16 protein-coding genes are annotated in these 16987 nt (G+C 63.0%); 9 read left to right on the forward strand and 7 right to left on the reverse strand.

The window, feature by feature from the left end; translation table 11 throughout:
- Positions 1 to 172: 172 nt before the first annotated feature.
- The 5 genes from ACVTFQ_RS16410 to ACVTFQ_RS16430 all read left to right on the forward strand — a co-directional run bounded on the left by ACVTFQ_RS16410 (position 173) and on the right by ACVTFQ_RS16430 (position 5067).
- Positions 173 to 1501: a COG4223 family protein gene (locus ACVTFQ_RS16410; RefSeq protein WP_111562579.1), complete on the forward strand. Its 1329-nt coding sequence runs from the start codon at positions 173 to 175 to the stop codon at positions 1499 to 1501.
- Positions 1501 to 3132 (forward strand): heme biosynthesis protein HemY, encoded by a 1632-nt coding sequence (locus tag ACVTFQ_RS16415; protein WP_181459268.1) that lies wholly within the window; start codon positions 1501 to 1503, stop codon positions 3130 to 3132. Before ACVTFQ_RS16410 ends, ACVTFQ_RS16415 begins: the two co-directional genes overlap by 1 nt.
- 15 nt (positions 3133 to 3147) lie before the next feature.
- Positions 3148 to 3633, forward strand: coding sequence for a tellurite resistance TerB family protein (locus ACVTFQ_RS16420; protein WP_047508759.1), 486 nt, complete (start codon positions 3148 to 3150; stop codon positions 3631 to 3633).
- The gene (locus ACVTFQ_RS16425) at positions 3623 to 4441 is read left to right on the forward strand and encodes a glutamine amidotransferase (RefSeq protein ID WP_313761092.1); all 819 of its coding nucleotides are present in this window, start codon (positions 3623 to 3625) and stop codon (positions 4439 to 4441) included. The genes ACVTFQ_RS16420 and ACVTFQ_RS16425 overlap by 11 nt, the downstream gene beginning before the upstream one ends.
- A 140-nt stretch (positions 4442 to 4581) precedes the next feature.
- Entirely contained in the window at positions 4582 to 5067 is a 486-nt protein-coding gene (locus tag ACVTFQ_RS16430) for a RidA family protein (protein WP_047508761.1), read from the forward strand.
- A 263-nt stretch (positions 5068 to 5330) separates the two neighbouring features.
- Here the strand turns inward: ACVTFQ_RS16430 and ACVTFQ_RS16435 are convergent, their stop codons facing one another.
- Positions 5331 to 6578 (reverse strand): MFS transporter, encoded by a 1248-nt coding sequence (locus ACVTFQ_RS16435; protein ID WP_047508763.1) that lies wholly within the window; start codon positions 6576 to 6578, stop codon positions 5331 to 5333.
- A gap of 108 nt (positions 6579 to 6686) precedes the next feature.
- Here ACVTFQ_RS16435 and ACVTFQ_RS16440 point away from each other — a divergent pair, with 108 nt between their 5' ends.
- Both ACVTFQ_RS16440 and ACVTFQ_RS16445 read left to right on the forward strand, forming a co-directional pair.
- Entirely contained in the window at positions 6687 to 7010 is a 324-nt protein-coding gene (locus tag ACVTFQ_RS16440; protein WP_026283700.1) for a YggT family protein, read from the forward strand.
- The gene (locus ACVTFQ_RS16445) at positions 6977 to 7318 is read left to right on the forward strand and encodes a DUF167 domain-containing protein (protein WP_111562581.1); all 342 of its coding nucleotides are present in this window, start codon (positions 6977 to 6979) and stop codon (positions 7316 to 7318) included. Before ACVTFQ_RS16440 ends, ACVTFQ_RS16445 begins: the two co-directional genes overlap by 34 nt.
- On the opposite strand, the gene ppa is transcribed toward ACVTFQ_RS16445, so the two are convergent.
- The 5 genes from ppa to ACVTFQ_RS16470 all read right to left on the reverse strand — a co-directional run bounded on the left by ppa (position 7319) and on the right by ACVTFQ_RS16470 (position 14773).
- Positions 7319 to 7855 (reverse strand): inorganic diphosphatase, encoded by a 537-nt coding sequence (gene ppa, locus ACVTFQ_RS16450; protein ID WP_018902290.1) that lies wholly within the window; start codon positions 7853 to 7855, stop codon positions 7319 to 7321.
- Between the two features lie 175 nt (positions 7856 to 8030).
- Entirely contained in the window at positions 8031 to 8537 is a 507-nt protein-coding gene (locus tag ACVTFQ_RS16455; RefSeq protein WP_111562582.1) for a GNAT family N-acetyltransferase, read from the reverse strand.
- Between the two features lie 204 nt (positions 8538 to 8741).
- Complete coding sequence (gene typA / locus ACVTFQ_RS16460; protein WP_018902288.1) at positions 8742 to 10559, reverse strand: translational GTPase TypA; 1818 nt, start codon at positions 10557 to 10559, stop codon at positions 8742 to 8744.
- Between the two features lie 135 nt (positions 10560 to 10694).
- Positions 10695 to 12272, reverse strand: a complete 1578-nt coding sequence (locus tag ACVTFQ_RS16465; protein WP_162718288.1) for an alkaline phosphatase D family protein — start codon at positions 12270 to 12272, stop codon at positions 10695 to 10697.
- A 422-nt stretch (positions 12273 to 12694) separates the two neighbouring features.
- The gene (locus ACVTFQ_RS16470) at positions 12695 to 14773 is read right to left on the reverse strand and encodes a M3 family metallopeptidase (protein WP_111562584.1); all 2079 of its coding nucleotides are present in this window, start codon (positions 14771 to 14773) and stop codon (positions 12695 to 12697) included.
- Between the two features lie 231 nt (positions 14774 to 15004).
- Here ACVTFQ_RS16470 and ACVTFQ_RS16475 point away from each other — a divergent pair, with 231 nt between their 5' ends.
- A complete protein-coding gene (locus ACVTFQ_RS16475) occupies positions 15005 to 15436 on the forward strand; it encodes a hypothetical protein (RefSeq protein WP_111562585.1) in 432 nt (143 codons plus the stop codon).
- Positions 15437 to 15467: 31 nt separating this feature from the next.
- Here ACVTFQ_RS16475 and ACVTFQ_RS16480 read toward each other — a convergent pair whose 3' ends face one another.
- Positions 15468 to 16109, reverse strand: a complete 642-nt coding sequence (locus ACVTFQ_RS16480) for a LysE family translocator (protein WP_111562586.1) — start codon at positions 16107 to 16109, stop codon at positions 15468 to 15470.
- A gap of 211 nt (positions 16110 to 16320) precedes the next feature.
- Here ACVTFQ_RS16480 and ACVTFQ_RS16485 point away from each other — a divergent pair, with 211 nt between their 5' ends.
- On the forward strand, positions 16321 to 16953 hold the full coding sequence (locus ACVTFQ_RS16485; RefSeq protein WP_111562587.1) for a CatB-related O-acetyltransferase: 633 nt from the start codon (positions 16321 to 16323) through the stop codon (positions 16951 to 16953).
- Positions 16954 to 16987: the final 34 nt, after the last annotated feature.

Consider the following 16987-nt stretch of genomic DNA (forward strand, 5'->3'; position numbering starts at 1 on the left):
CGACCTATTATTAAACCTTTCCCTCGATCCTGACAACGCCACCCGGTCCGCCCCGCAAACCGGTCAGATTTCAGCCAAGGTCGCGACCTAATTTTGCAAATTTCATCTGGCCTCTTTCCTTCACCGGCCTCACTGACTACTTTCGAACCACTGTAAGAATTATGAGGGTCTCATGGCACCAGGAAATCCGCCCCGCCATTCGAAGAGCACCGACGAGCCGGTCACGATCGACTTGGATGCGCAGGAGATTGCCTCGGAAGAGAGTGCCAGCAAGGACATCCGGCATGATGCCGGCCCGGATATCGGCAAGGCAGCCGACGAGGTAGTCGAAGCACCGCCGGAGACCAGCGAATCGATCGTTCCCGATGAAGCTATCGACGAGAGCAACGCCGCGAAGGCCAAGGCCGACGCTCCTGTTGAAGAGACGGCGGAGCCCTTCGCCTATGACAAGGCGCCGGATCCCGAACTGCCGCCCTATAATCATGCGCCCGAACCCGTGGAGCCCGCAAAGAGCGAGCCGCCGCGCCAATCTGGCGGCACGTCCGGGCTGATCGCCGCCGGCATCGTCGGCGGGCTGATCGCCTTGATCGGCGCCGGCGCCATTCAGTATGCAGGCTTCCTGCCCGGCTCTTCGGCCCCTGAGACGGCTTCGCCCGAGATCGCCAACCTCTCCGGCGAAATCGACGGCCTCAAGCAGTCCGTCGCCAACCTCGCCGCCGCACCGCAGGCAGCGCCGGCCAATGATGCGCTCGAAAGCCGCATCGCGGCACTTGAGACCGCCGCCAAGGCGCCTCAGGCAGCCGCGTCGGGCACCGATAGCGCCACCGTCGATGCGCTGAACCAGAAGATATCGGATCTCACCGCCCAGCTCGACCAGCTGCGCGGCGCCGTCAGCCAGGCGACCGAGCAGCGTGCCACCAATGGCGCCGAGCTCGAACAGCGCCTCACCGCCGCCGAACAGAAGCTCAATGAGCCACGCCAGGACGTCGCCGTCGCCAAGGCGATCGCCGCGGCCGGCCTGAAGGCGGCGATCGATCGTGGCGGACCTTTCGTGGCAGAACTCGACACCTATACCGGCGTTTCGCCCGATGATCCCGTCGTCGCCGATCTCAAGAATTTCGCCGAAACCGGCGTACCCTCGCGCGCCGAGCTGATCCGCCAGGCGCCCGATGTCGCGACCGCGATCGTCGGCAGCGTCAACAAGGCCGATCCGAACGAGAGCTGGTCCGACCGGCTGATGGCTGGCGCCAAGTCGCTGGTCAGCGTGCGCCCGGTCGGCAACATCCAGGGCGACAGCGTCGAGGCTATTGCCGCGCGCATGGAAGACAAGGTGAAAAACGGCGACCTGCCGGGTGCGGCCAACGAGTGGACCACGCTGCCGGCAGATGCCAAGCAGGCGTCCGCCGCCTTCAAGCAATCGCTGGATGCCCGCATCCGCGTCGAGGAACTGGTCGGCAGCGCGCTGTCGAAGGCCGTCTCAGGCACCGGCAAGGAGGGCTGATCATGATCAGGCTCGTCGTCTTCGCGCTTCTCGTGCTCGTCCTCGGCTACGGCTTCTCCTGGCTTGCCGATCGCCCCGGCGATCTCTCGCTGATCTGGGAAGGCCAGCTTTATCAGACCCGGCTGATCGTCGCCGCAACCGCGATCATCGCGCTGATCGCGGTCGTCATGGTCGCCTGGTGGCTGGTGCGCGTCATCTGGACCTCGCCGCATTCCGTCACCCGCTATTTCCGCGCCCGCAAGCGCGACCGTGGCTACCAGGCGCTCTCGACCGGCCTGATCGCCGCCGGCGCTGGCAATGCGCTGATGGCCCGCAAGATGGCCGCCCGCTCGCGCGGCCTGATCCGCGCCGACCAGGAGCCACTGATCGCGCTGCTCGAAGCCCAGGCAGCCCTGATCGAGGGTCGGCATGACGAGGCCCGCGCCAAGTTCGAGGCGATGGTCGAGGATCCCGAAACCCGCGAACTCGGCCTGCGCGGCCTCTATCTCGAGGCCAAGCGCCTCGGCGCCAACGAGGCTGCCCGGCAATATGCCGAAAAGGCGGCCGACAACGCGCCCTATCTGCCCTGGGCCGCCCAGGCGACGCTCGAATACCGCAGCCAGTCCGGCCGCTGGGACGATGCGATCCGCCTGCTTGAGCAGCAGAAGGCCGCCCGCGTCATCGAAAAGGCCGAGGCCGACCGGCTGCGCGCCGTGCTGCTGACCGCCCGCGCCGACGAGAAGCTGGAGAACGATCCATCAGGCGCTCGCGACGACGCCACGCATGCGCTGAAACTCTCGGCCGATTTCGAGCCGGCAGCGATCATTGCCGCCAAGGCGCTGTTTCGCGAAGACAAGCTGCGCAAGGCAGCCTCCATTCTTGAGCAGGCCTGGAAGACCAACCCGCATCCCGAGATCGGCGCCACCTATGTGCGCGCCCGCAGCGGCGATTCGCTTGCCGACCGGCTGAAGCGCGCCGAAAAGCTGGAAGCGCTCCGCCCCAACAACATCGAATCGCTGTTGATCGTCGCCCAGGCGGCACTCGACATCCGGGATTTCGCCAAGGCCCGCGCCAAGGCCGAGGCCGCCGCCCGCATCGAGCCGCGCGAGGCAGCCTTCCTGCTGCTCGCCGATATCGAGGAAGCCGACACCGGCGACCAGGGCCGCATCCGCCACTGGCTCGCCCAGGCGCTGAAGGCGCCGCGCGATCCGGCATGGGTGGCCGACGGCTATGTCTCCGAAAAATGGCTGCCGCTTTCGCCCGTCACCGGCAAGCTCGACGCCTTCGTCTGGAAGGCGCCGTTCGGCCAGGTCGAAGGCCCGGTCGAGGAAGGCTCCGTCATCTCCATCGACAGCGCGCTGAAGAGCCTGCCGCCGGTGCGCGACGTGAGATCAGATAGTGCCGCCGGCGATCACCGCATCATCGAGCTCGAGCGCGCCGCGACCATCGCCAAGGCCGCCCGCCCGGTGGCCGAGACGCCGGCAGCACCCGCGCCCTCCAAGCCGAAGCCGGCCCCGAAGGAGCCGGCAACCGCGAGCAAGCCTGCCGACGCCCCCGAACCGCGCCCCTTCTTCGGCGGCCTGCCGGATGATCCGGGCGTGCGCAATCCATCGGCCGAGCCAGAACCCAAGACACGGCTTCGCCTCTTCTAGCCAAACAGGACCCGTATGTTCGAACGCTTCCAGGCATTTTTTCAGAACCTGACCGCAGACACCCAAAAGAGCAGCTTCGCCCCCGATGATCCCCGCATCGCGGTGGCCGCGCTCTGCATGCAGGTCATGGAGGCCGACGGCCAGATCAAGGACAGCGAGAAGAAGCGTCTGCGCACGCTCTTGAAGGACCAGTACGGTCTCGACGGCAAGCAGCTCGACGCGCTGATTGCCGCCGGCCAGGAAGCCGAAAGCGACGCCGTCGATTACTACCGCTTCACCTCCGACCTGAAGCGCCATCTCGACACCGAGCAGCGCCTGGAGCTGATCGGCATCCTCTGGGACATCGTCTATGCCGATGGCGAGCGCAGCGAGATGGAGGACGACGCCATCTGGCGCATCGCCGAGCTTCTCGGCGTCTCGGCCCGCGAGCGCATCCAGAAGCGCCAGGAAGCAGCCAAGCGCGTCACCGGCATCGATGTGGTGCAAGACGATGCCGACTGACAGTACAGGCGCGGCGGGCACCGGCATTGCCGGCCCCGGCGCCATAGACCCCAACGACCCGGGTTCAAGCATCGAAGGCAAACGCCCGGTCCTGATCGTGCTGCATCAGGAGAGCTCCAGCCCCGGCCGCGTCGGCCAGCTGCTCGCCGAGAAGGGCTATCCCCTCGACATCCGCCGCCCGGTGCTAGGCCAGAAGCTGCCGATAACGCTTGCCGAGCATGCCGGCGCCGTCGTCTTCGGCGGCCCGATGAGCGCCAACGATCCCGACGACTTCGTCAAGGCCGAGATCAGCTGGCTCAATGTGCCGCTGAAGGAGAAGAAGCCGCTGCTCGGCATCTGTCTCGGCGCGCAGATGCTGGTCCGCCATCTCGGCGGCAAGGTCGCGGCCAATGCCGACGAGACCACCGAGATCGGCTGGTATCCGCTGCGCGCGACCGAAAAGGGCCGACAGCTGATGCACTGGCCGCGGATGGTCTACCACTTCCACCGCGAAGGTTTCGATCTGCCGCGCGGCGCCGATCTGCTCGCCGAAGGCGATGTCTACCCGAACCAGGCCTTCCGCTATAACGGCCACGCCTGGGCGCTGCAGTTCCACGCCGAACTGACGCGCGCCATGATGCACCGCTGGGTCGTCCACGGCGCCCACCGCTTCATCCTCCCCAACGCGCAACAGGGCCGCGAGCACCTTGAAGGCCGCATGCTGTTCGACGCGCCGCTCAAGGCCTGGCTCAACGAATTCCTCGATCTCGTCTTCGAGGGCAAGAAGCCGAAATCAGCGCCCTCGGCCAAGGCCACGCTGACGGCCTGATGCGGAGCCCCGCGCGTCGTGCTATGGTGTGCGACGTCACTTCGACGGCATTTTAGTAGCAGAAACAGGTTCCGATCCACGATCCGGCCGATTGGTCGCGCCAAGCGCCGCCATGACCGCAGCCATGTCAGGGGAACAGCATGTCGAACTACGAACAGAAGCTTGTCTCGCTGGGCCTCGTCCTGCCCCAGCCGCTGAAACTGCCCTCGCACATGACGCTGCCCTTTCCCTGGGTCAACGTTCGTGGCAACAGGGCCTTCATCTCCGGCCACGGCCCGCAGAACCCCGACGGCTCGCCATCAGGCCCCTTCGGCGTCGTCGGCGACACTGTCACGATCGAGGAAGCCCACGCCTCGGCCCGCAAGGTGGGGCTCGCCATGCTGGGCAGCCTGAAGCGCGAACTCGGCAGCCTCGACCGCATCACCGGCTGGTGCCGCGTTCTCGGCATGGTCAACTGCGCCCCCCACTTCTCCAATCCGCCCGCCGTCATCAACGGCTTCACCGAGCTGATCAACGACGTCTTCGGCCAGGACGTCGGCCGCCACGCCCGCTCCGCCATCGGCGTCGCCGGCCTGCCGCTGAATTTCCCGGTCGAGATCGAGGCGGAGGTGATGATTTCGGGGTGAGGGTTGAGCCGTGCGGGCGTTGTGCCGTGGGTTACCCCCCTCTGCCCTGCCGGGCATCTCCCCCACAAGGGGGGAGATCGGCTAGACGCACCCGCTCGTTCCAACAGTCATTGTTTGGCGATGCCGCCGCAACGAGTCGATCTCCCCACCTGTGGGGGAGATGCCCGGCAGGGCAGAGGGGGGTATCACACGGCACGACGCCCCTGAGGGTATCCCACGGCACAAAGCCCACGGCGTCCCCACAGCACAACGCCCCCCCAAAACTACCCCCGCGTCACATGCTCCGGCGCATCCAGCGTATCGATCTTCCGCAACTGCGGAAACCCGCTCGCCCACAGCGCCGCCACAACCAGCGTCCCGATCCCGCCGATGACAACCGCCGGCACAGCACCAAACACCGAGGCCATCGTCCCCGCACGAAACTCGCCAAGCTCGTTCGACGCCCCGACGAACACCATGTTGACGGCGTTGACGCGGCCGCGCAGTTGGTCGGGCGTCCAGAGCGCGATCAGGCTCTCGCGGACATAGACCGACACCATGTCGGCCGCGCCCATCAGCGCCAGAGCCGCGATCGAGAGCTCGACATTGTCAGATAGGCCGAAGACGATCGTCCCCAGCCCGAACAGCGCCACACCGACGAACATGTAGACCCCGGCGCGATGCTTCAGCGGATAGGTCGCAAGCAGCACCGCCATGATGATCGCGCCGACACCCGGTGCGGAGCGCAGCAGGCCGAGGCCCCAGGGGCCGAGCGTCAGGATATCGCGCGCAAAGATCGGCATCAGCGCCGTGGCGCCGCCGAGCAGCACCGCGAAGAGATCGAGCGAGATCGCGCCCAGCACCACCTTCTCGGTGCGGATGAACTTGAAGCCGCCGAGGATCATGTCCCAGCTCTTCGCCTCGCCCGTGGTTTTCTGCGCCGGCTTCGGGATCAGGAAGAGCAGCCCCGCCCCGAGGCCCGCGAACACCACGGCCACCGTATAGGCCGTATGCGCATTGATGCCGTAGAGCAGGCCGCCGATGACGGGGCCGGTGATCGAGGCGAGTTGCCAGGAGGACGAGTTCCACGCGATCGCGTTCGAGAGATCATCGGCCGGCACGAGATTGGGCGCCAAGGACTGCACCGCCGGCGACATGAAGGCACGCTCGATGCCGAAGACCAGAAGCACCGCGAAAACAGGGATGGGCGAGAAGGTGCCCGTCATGGTCATCCCAAGCAGCGTCAGCGTGCAAAGGGCGGCCACCAGCGAGCACAGCGAAGCGATGGCCCGCCTGTTATAGCGGTCGGCGACCGAGCCGGTGACGAGGATGAGCAGCAGCGACGGCAGGAACTGCACCAGCCCGATCAGGCCGAGATAGATGGCGCTGCCCGTCTGGTCGTACATCTGCCACCCGACCGCGACGCTAACGATCTGCTGCGAAAACGACAAGAGAAAGCGCGCGAAGAAGAAGCGGGTGTAGGAGGAGTGCCGGAAGGCCGCGAAGCGGTCGCCGTGAGCCGAGATGGACATGATGTCTTTCCAACAAACGGACGAAATATCGTTCCCCGACGCGCCCGTTAAACATGAATTGCCGCAGCATTGCACACGGCTCTTGCCGGTTTAGTCGCCAATGTCTACATGTCTGTCAACAACGAACTGGAGATTGCGATGCTTGCGCTTTTTCAAACCATTGATTTGGCTTTGAATCTTTACACCTGGATCTTGATCGCCAGCGCCATTTTCTCCTGGCTCTACGCGTTCAACGTGATCAATTCCAGCAATCAGTTCGTCAATTCGGTCGGCATGTTCCTCTACAACGTCACCGAACCGGTGCTGCGCCCGATCCGTCGCGTGCTGCCGAACCTCGGCGGCATCGACATCTCGCCGATCATCCTGCTGCTCATCATCTTCTTCATCCGCTCGTTCATGTGGAACACCATCGTGCCGATGGTGTTGCGATAAGGCCCTGGCAGGCCTTCGACGATCATCTCCTGCTCGCTGTACGGCTGACGCCGAACGGCGGGCGGGATCAGATCGATGGTATTGAGCTGGATGCCGACGGCAGGGCCTATCTGAAGGCCCGCGTTTCGGTCGTTCCCGAGAAGGGCAAGGCCAACAAGGCGCTGGTCGCGCTTGTGGCCAAGCAGCTCGGCCTCGCGAAGTCCTCGGTGAACCTCGTCTCCGGCGACACGTCGCGTAAAAAAATCCTCCGGATCGATGCCGAGCCGGAGGATATCATCAAAAAGCTGGAAGCTTTACTCGGCCTGTAATCAGGCCTTTTCCTTCTTGGCGCGTTCGATCGCCTCGAGGATGAGCTGGCCGGCTTCCTTGGCGTCGCCCCAGCCGTAGATCTTCACCCACTTGCCGGGTTCCAGATCCTTGTAGTGCTCGAAGAAGTGCTCGATCTGCTTGAGCGTGATCTCGGGCATATCCGTGTAGTCCTTGACCTTGTCGTAGCGCATGGTCAGCTTCGGCGACGGCACGGCGATGATCTTCTCGTCCTTGCCGGAATTGTCTTCCATCTTCAGAACGCCGATCGGGCGCACGTTGATGACGCAACCTGGAACCAGCGGGCGGGTGCTGGCGATCAGGACGTCGATCGGGTCGCCGTCCTCGGACAGCGTGTGCGGTACGAAGCCGTAGTTACCCGGGTAGGTCATCGGCGTGTAGAGGAAACGGTCGACAACCAGCGTGCCGGCGTCCTTGTCCATCTCGTACTTGATCGGGTGGCCACCGACGGGAACTTCAACGATGACGTTGACGTCCTCAGGTGGGTTCTTGCCAATGGCAATGGCGTCGATGCGCATGCGATTACTCCCGCGACGTGAAATCTTCGCAGCCAGATAATCGGATTCATGCCGCGAAGCAACATAGCAAGACCGCGCAGGCACATGATTGTTTTATGATCTGGCCTTCAAAATGCCGGAAAACTGGGCAGAGGCCAAAACTTGGCTCCCCGCACCTTGTCGTTGAGCAGATCGCTCAGTTCCAGATGAAGCCGATCTTCTTCAAGGGCTTTTCGTCGAAGGTTTCGGTACCCTCGCAATAATCGATGCCGCCATGGCCGCGATAGAAGTCCGCGCCGCCCTCGTTCTCTTCCAGGCACCAGACCACCATGCCCTTGCAGCCGAGCGACTTCAAAAGCCGCCGCGCTTCGGAAAACAGCATGTGGCCGAGGCCGATGCCCTGATATTCGGGGCGCAGATAAAGCTCGTAGATCTCGCCTTCCTGCGGCAGCGCGCGGGCGCGGTTGAGACCAAGCGTTGCATAGCCGGCAACCGTTCCGGCGACATCGAGCACCAGAAGCGTCGCCGGACCGCGTGTCGCCTTGCGCCACCAACTCTCGCCGCGGCGCTCCACCATCTGCGTCAGCGCCTTGTGCGGAATGATGCCGGCATAGGTATGTTTCCACGCAAGCCGGTGCACCTCCGAGATAGCTCGGGAATCATGCGGCTCGGCCCGCCGAACATCGATCGACAACGTCTTCATAACGCTTACTCTGGCCCGGTCGCGGACAATTAACCATATGCGCTAACGCATTCAGCCGGATTGCCCACAGGGTTAACATGTGGACGACGGCTGAAATTTAACGCTTTTTTAACTATTGCGACAAGAAGGATTCGGCGAACCGCACAAAATAAAAACCCCGGCGCGATGGCCGGGGTTTCGAAGTCTCGTGTAAGCCTGTTCGACTTAGGCGGTCTTCGCCTTGGCGAAGCGCTTGCGGTCGTTGGCGTCGAGATACATCTTGCGCAGACGGATCGACTTCGGCGTCACTTCCATCAGCTCGTCGTCCTGGATCCAGGAGAGCGCGCGGTCGAGCGTCATGCGGATCGGCGGCGTCAGCTTGACGGCTTCGTCCTTGCCGGCAGCGCGGATGTTGGTGAGCTGCTTGCCCTTGAGGACGTTGACCTCAAGGTCGTTGTCGCGGCTGTGAATGCCGATGATCATGCCCATGTAGACCTTTTCGCCGGGCTCGATCATCATCGGGCCGCGATCTTCCAGGTTGAACATGGCGTAGGCAACAGCTTCGCCGGCAGCGTTTGCGAGCAGAACGCCGTTCGTGCGGCCACCGATTTCACCCTTGTAGGGCTGGTAGTCCTTGAACAGGCGGTTCATCACGGCGGTGCCGCGCGTGTCGGTCAGAAGTTCCGACTGGTAGCCGATCAGGCCGCGGGTCGGAGCGTGGAACACCAGGCGAACGCGGTTGCCGCCCGAAGGACGCAGCTCGGTCATTTCGGCCTTGCGCTCGGACATCTTCTGAACGACGACGCCAGAATGCTCTTCATCGACGTCGATGACGACTTCTTCGATCGGCTCCATGGTCTGGCCGCTCTCGTCCTTGTGCATGACGACGCGCGGACGCGACACGGCAAGCTCGAAGCCTTCGCGGCGCATGGTTTCGATCAGAACGGCGAGCTGCAATTCGCCGCGGCCGGAAACGTAGAACGAATCCTTGCCTTCGGCTTCTTCGATCTTCAGCGCGACGTTGCCTTCGGCTTCCTTGAACAGGCGGTCACGGATGACGCGCGAGGTAACCTTGTCGCCTTCGGTGCCGGCGAGCGGGCTGTCGTTGACGATGAAGGACATGGTAACGGTCGGCGGGTCGATCGGCTGCGCGGTCAGCGCTTCGTTGACAGCCGGATCGCAGAAGGTATCGGCAACCGTGCCCTTGGAGAGGCCGGCGATGGCAACGATGTCGCCTGCATGTGCTTCTTCGATCGAGGTGCGCTCGATGCCGCGGAATGCGAGGATCTTGGAGATACGACCGGTTTCGATCGTCTTGCCGTCCTGGCTGAGAACCTTGACAGCCTGGTTCGGCTTGATCGAGCCGGAATTGATACGGCCGGTGATGATACGGCCGAGGAAGTTGTTGGCTTCCAGGATGGTGCCGATCATCGTGAACGGGCCTTCGGCAACCTTCGGCTCCGGAACGTGCTTGAGCACGAGGTCGAGCAGCGGCGCCAGGCCTTCATCCTTCGGACCTTCAGGATTGAAGTTCATCCAGCCATCGCGACCGGAACCGTAGAGGATCGGGAAGTCGAGCTGTTCGTCGGTGGCGTCGAGGCTGGCGAAGAGGTCGAACACTTCGTTGATGACTTCCTCGTGGCGGCCATCGGGACGGTCGATCTTGTTGATCGCGACGATCGGACGGAGGCCGACCTTCAGCGCCTTGGAGACGACGAACTTCGTCTGCGGCATCGGGCCTTCAGAGCTATCGACCAGAACGATCGCGCCATCCACCATCGACAGGATACGCTCGACTTCACCACCGAAGTCGGCGTGGCCGGGGGTGTCGACGATGTTGATGCGAACACCCTTCCACTCGACCGAGGTCGCCTTGGCAAGGATCGTGATACCGCGTTCCTTTTCCAGGTCGTTCGAGTCCATCACGCGTTCCGCAACGCGCTGGTTTTCGCGGAACGAACCGGACTGTTTCAGGAGCTCGTCGACCAGTGTCGTCTTGCCATGGTCAACGTGCGCGATAATCGCGATGTTGCGAAGTGCCATATGTCTATATCTCTGAGGCTGGGGCGCCACGCTGGGAGGGCGCCAATTGCATTGGGGCGGCTCTTACAGTGTTTTTCGCGAATGCGAAAGGGGGGAGCCTGGAATGAGAGGAATGCACGTATAGCACGGATCGCATCAGCTCGTCCTTTCGGGGTCGAGCACCACCCGCCAGAGCTCCTGGTCGTTGCGATCCATCAGCCGCACCGTCAGCTGCTCGCTGGCACCATCGATATCGACGAGACCGAAGAACTGCATGCCTGCTGATGGCGGCAGGTTCTGCTCGGTCCCACCGGGCGCCGCCTTCATGAACTTGACCTCTGGCCCGAAGGTCATGTCGAGCTCCTGCGGCCCGTAGGTGCCCGAATGCAACGGTCCGGCCACGAATTCCCAGAACGGCAGGAACTCGCGGAACTTCGCCCGCTCGGGACTATAGTGATGCGCCGCCGCGTAATGCACGTCGGCCGTCAGCCAGATCATGTTCGATATCCCGGCATCGCGGATGAAGCGCAGGAGATCGGCGAATTCGAGCTCGCGACCGAGCGGCGCGCCATTGTCGCCATTGGAGATCGATTCTGCTCCGCGCCGGTTGCCATAATCGTCCCAGATGACGAGACCAATCGGCAGATCGCAGGCGATCACCTTCCACGTCGCCGTCGAGCGCACCAGTTCGCGCTTCAGCCACGCCACCTGCCGCTCGCCGAATATCCGCGACTGCGGCGAAAGCTTTTCGTCCAGCCCATGGCTGTTCGGCCCGCGATAGGAGCGCAGATCGACGAAGAACACGTCGAGCAGCGGCCCATAGGAAACCTTGCGATAGATCCGCCCCGGCTCGGCCGCGACATGGCGCGTCGGCGTCATCTCGTGAAAGGCTCGTGCCGCCCGTGCCGAAAGCACCGCGACCGACTTCTCCTTGTAGCGATCGTCATGGCTGAGATCGGTCGACGGCGACCAGTTGTTCAGCACCTCGTGATCGTCCCACTGGTAGAAGATGGGGCAGACGGCGTTGAGCGATTTCACATGCTCATCGAGCAGATTATAGGTCCATTGCCCGCGAAACTGGTCGAGCGTCTGGGCGATTTCGCGCTTGGCCTCGGTGACGACTCGGTTCTTCCAGACCCCGCCGCCGCGCAGCGAAATCTCGTCGGGAACGGGATTGTCGGCATAGATCGTGTCGCCGGAATGGATCATGAAATCCGGCCGGTGATAGGCGATCGTCGAATAGGTCCGCATCCCCTCCTCATCGATCCCCCACCCCTGCCCCACCGTATCGCCCGACCAGACGAAGCGGATATCGCGGCGGGAGACGGGCGCGGTGCGAAACTGCCCGAGGATCGGCTCCGACCGGCTGTTGATGTCCTGGATATCCGCCGCCCGGAAACGATAGAACACCTCCTGATCGGCAGGCAGATCCTGGAGCAACAGCTTCGCGGTCAGGTCGCTGTCAGGCGTGACATCGATCGGCGGCAGCCTCACGGCGTTGGAGAACTTGTCTGATGTCGAGTATTCCACGAAGAGCCGCGACGGCCGATCCACCCGCGTCCAGATGACGCCCGAGGTCTGATCGACATCGCCGGACTGCACGCCCGAGGTAAACACCGGCCGGCTGGACGATCCGCGCGCATAATAGGGCATCGCCAGCCCCGCCACGGCAAATCCGCCAACCGCTCCCATCGAGGATAAGAAACGGCGGCGAGTCGGTTCCGTCAGTGTCATCGGGTGGCGCATCCGGCTTGGCAATCGGGACGATCTCCCGCACCCCGCCTATGCCCACCCCACATGTCACCCACTTGACGCCGCCATGACGGTTTTCCGAAGGTTTGGCGACAGTTTTGTGTTGGGATGGGTGGGGTTTGCGTCTCGCTTGGCTATCCGAGGCGCCGGCTCTCGCTTACGCTGCGGCCAAGGATTACCCCCCTCTGTCCTGCCGGACATCTCCCCCACAGGTGGGGAGATCGACTCGTGGTCTGCTCTCAGCCAAACAATGAGAGTGGAGCGAGCGGCCGCGCCCAGCCAATCTCCCCACCTGTGGGGGAGATGCCCGGCAGGGCAGAGGGGGGTATCACACCCACAAAGCCCGAAGGGGTATCAACTCAATCGCAAGAGCCGCTACCCCACCCCAACATCAAACAAACAACCTACGCATCACTCCCCGCCAACTCCTCGAACGTCGCCAGCCCACGCTTCACCAGCATCGCATCCGGGCTCGGCAGCTTGCCGCGGAATGCCCGGTAGGTATCCTCCGGATCGACCGACCCGCCCACCGAATAGACGTGATCGCGCAGCTTTCGCGCAATCTCGCCATTGAACGCATCGCCCGTCTCCTCGAAGGCCGAAAACGCATCGGCGTCGAGCACTTCCGACCACATGTAGGAGTAATAGCCCGCCGAATAACCGCCGGCGAAGATATGCTGGAAGTGCGGCGAGGCGTGGCGCATCACCATCGACTTCGGCATGCCGAGCTCTTTCAGCACCTCGGCCTGCACCGCCATCGGATCGGCAACCTCGTCCCGCGTATGAAACGCCATGTCGACCAGAGCGGACGAGGTGAACTCCACCGTGTTGAACCCGGCATTGAAGCTGCGCGCAGCCAGCACCTTGTCGAGCAAATCCTGCGGCATCGGCTTGCCGGTCTCGAAATGCACGGCGTACTGCTTCAGGATCTCAGGCACCGTCAGCCAATGCTCGTAAAGCTGCGACGGCAGTTCGACAAAATCGCGCGACACGCCGGTGCCCGACACGGAAGGGTAGGTCACGTTGGAGAGCATGCCGTGCAGCGCATGGCCGAATTCGTGGAACAGCGTGCGAGCATCATCCAGCGACAAGAGCGCCGGCTTGCCCTCGGCCGGCTTGGCGAAGTTGCAGACATTGTAGATGATCGGCAGCTCGCCCTGAGCACCATTCTTCAGCGGCAGCTTGTGCTGCGACTGGAACGCGCTCATCCAGGCGCCCGAGCGCTTCGACGAGCGGGCGAAATAATCGCCGAGGAACATCGCCACCAGCTTGTCGTCGCGATCGCGGATTTCGAAGACGCGGACATCGGGGTGATAGGCGGCAACGCCCTTCTTCTCCACCGCGTGAATATCAAACAGGCGCCCCGCCACGTCGAAGCAGGCGTCGATGATCTTTTCCAGCTGCAGATAGGGCTTCAGTTCCGCCTCGGAGAAATTGAACTTTTGGGCCCGGATCTTTTCGGCGTAGAACCGCCAGTCCCACGGCATGACCTCGTGGTTCTTGCCCTCGTCGGCGATCAGGCTCGCGATATCCGCCTCTTCCTCGCCGGCGCGCTTCACCGCTTTGACCCAGACCTTCTTCAGAAGATCGTTCACAGCGTCAGGCGTCTTCGCCATGGTGTTGTCGAGCTTCAACTCGGCGAAATTGCCGTAGCCGAGCAGCTTCGCCACCTCGGCGCGGAGTTGAAGCGTGTCGCGGATGATGCCGCGATTGTCCGACGGGCCATCGTTCTCGCCACGGGCCACCCAGGCCTTGAACGCCTGTTCGCGCAGTTCGCGGCGCTCGGAGAAGGTGAGAAACGGCTCGATGATCGAGCGCGACAGCGTCACTGCGAACTTGCCCTCTTCGCCGCGCTCACGCGCCGCCGCCGCCATCGCGTCCTTGAGAAAATCGGGAATGCCCGCGAGATCATCGCCGTCTGAAAGGATCAGCGCCCAGCCCTTCTCGTCGGCAAGCACGTTCTGGCCGAACTGCGTGCCGAGCCCCGCCAGCGTCTCGTTGATCCCCGCGAGCTTTTCCTGCTCCGCCTTCTCGAGCTTGGCGCCCGACTTGACGAAACCCTTCCAGTGGCGCTCCAGCACCCGCGTCTGCTCCAGCGTCAGCCCGAGCGTTTCGCGCGCCTCCCACAGCGTGTCGATGCGCGCAAAGAGCGCCGCATTCATGCCGATCTTCGAATAATGCCGCGACATCTTCGGCGAGATATCCCGCTCCAGCGCCTGGATCGTGTCATTGGTATGCGCCCCGGCGCGGTTCCAGAACAGCGCCGACACCCGCGAGAGATCGTCGCCCGCAAGCTCCAGCGCCACGATCGTGTTGCCGAAGGTGGGCGCTTCGGGATTGTCGGCGATCGCATCGATCTCCTCTTCGTGCCGGGCAAGGGCCGCATCGAAAGCCGGCGCGAAATCGCCGTCATTCAGCGCCTCGAAGCGCGGCAGACCATTGAGGCCGTTCCAGTCGGTGAGAGCGGGGTTGTTGGCGGGCATACGGACATCCTTGTTTGGCGGGCTTGTTCGGCGGGGCGTGTTGTCTCGAAAGCCAATATAGGAAGGCAGCACGGCGATTGGTATCGCCACCTTGGGCGAGCGGCCGCGCCACCTATACGAGAAGTTGATCCCTAAAAATGCTATATAAGAATTAACTATTTGTTAACGATTGACGATTGTGCGGCGCACACGGTATTTTCGCTTAATCTTTTTTAATCATGGATGCGGGCAATGGAAATCACATCACTGCGGTTTTCGCCGAATTTATCGTTCCGGAAATATTCCGATAATTCGCAATTTAACAACAGCTTGACCGAAACTTTCAGCTCGGTTTCGAGCGCTTCATCGACCTTCAGGATCGACGAAGCGACATCGGCGCAACCCGATTTTTCGGCCATTACCGCCGCCGATCTGCGCAACCACGCGCGCCAGAATTTCGACAACGGCACGCTCGACCAGGACACCTATGCGGCGATCTCCGAACCGCTGCCGATGCGCACCATCGACCCCTCGGGAAACATTCTCGATCTCTCCGACGTCACCGACGGCACCAGCTTCAACTTCAGGGACTATTACAAGGACCAGCTGCAGATCGCCATGTCGATCGGCGATCCCGAGACGGTGAAGACCCTGAAATCGGTCGTCAGCTTCCTCGACGTCTGACGCGATAGCGATTGCGCCAGGCGATGGCGCATCAAGCCTTGCGCCACCCCATCAGCCCCGGCGTCGCGTGCAGCAGAGCCTGCGCGGCAAACCCCATGAACAGCACGCCCGAGCAGCGCACGATCAGCCGCTCATGCGCCCGGTAGAAGCGCCGCACGGCGCCTGTGCCGACGATGGCGATCAGGATCATGTCGGCGACGATGAAGCCGAGGAACGACACGGCCAAAAGCACCGGCAGCGTCTGAAACTGCAAGGCACTCGCCGAGCCCGCCACCAGCGCCGTGAATGTCGCCAGCGCCACCGGATAGCCCTTCGGATTGGTGACGCCGAAGATCAGCCCGCGCCGAAACGGCCGCTCGACCACCATCAGCGCCTGCCCCTCGCCCTTCGGCTTGGCGCGAAACGCGTTCCAGCCGATCCAGGCGAGATAGAAGCCGCAGGCGAGCCCCAGCGCATCGAACACGAAGGTCCCGATCGTCTTGGCGCCGATGATCGCCACCAGCGCCAGCGACGCCCACAGCGTATCGCCGACCAGATGCCCACAGACAAACTGCGCCCCCGCCCTTCTCCCCTGCCCGGCCCCGATCCCCAGCAGCGCCAGAAACGCCGGCCCGGGAATGAGCACGTAAAGAAGTGCAGCCAGAAAGGCGCCCGCGAGCAGCGATTGCGTCATGAAGAATCCCCCGTGAAAAGACGGAGATTATGCGGTGTGGCGGGGACGTCAAGCGGGCGCGAGAAAACCCCGCCGGGATCGTCGAAGCAAGTCGCCCAACCTCATTCAAACTATTGATGACCACGTTCCGCCGCCGCAATGGATTTCGCGGATCGCGCGGATTAGCCTTGGCCATTGATTACGCTGGTTTCATGAGGAAAGCCGTTTCCCGATGCCCATTCTAGACGCGACCGCCGTCCACCCGATCACCCTCCCGGATGGCACCATCTACAGCGATACCGTCTATCTAAAGAACGTCATTGATCACCCGCGCATGGAAATCGGCGACTACAGCTACTACACCCACTCGGGCAAACCGGAAGACACAGCCGGCATGCTCGCGCCCTATCTCGGGCATGGCGTCCGCGAGCGCCTTGTCATCGGAAAATTCGTGCAGATTGCCCGTGGCAGCTACTTCATCACCAGTTCGGCCAACCATCCGATGAGTGGCTTCACCACTTACCCGTTTCGGATCTTCAAACCGGAAACCTTCGGCTACAAGGACCTGCCGGTGAAGGATACCGTTGTCGGGCATGACGTCTGGATAGGCCATGACGCGGCGATCATGCCGGGTGTGCGGATCGGGTCTGGCGCCATCATCGCCGCCGGATCGGTCGTCGCCCGTGACGTTCCGCCCTATGCCGTCGTCGGCGGCAACCCGGCCACGATCATCCGCATGCGATACCCTACGGCCGTCATCGATGAACTGCTTGAGATCGCTTGGTGGGACTGGCCCCTGGACAAGATCGAGGCGAACCTGGCTGCTCTTGAGAGAGGCGACCTCGCGGCGCTGAAGATGGCATAACGCCGAACCTATTGAAATAAAACCGCAAAAAATC

The organism is Rhizobium sp. O111, from assembly GCF_055616315.1.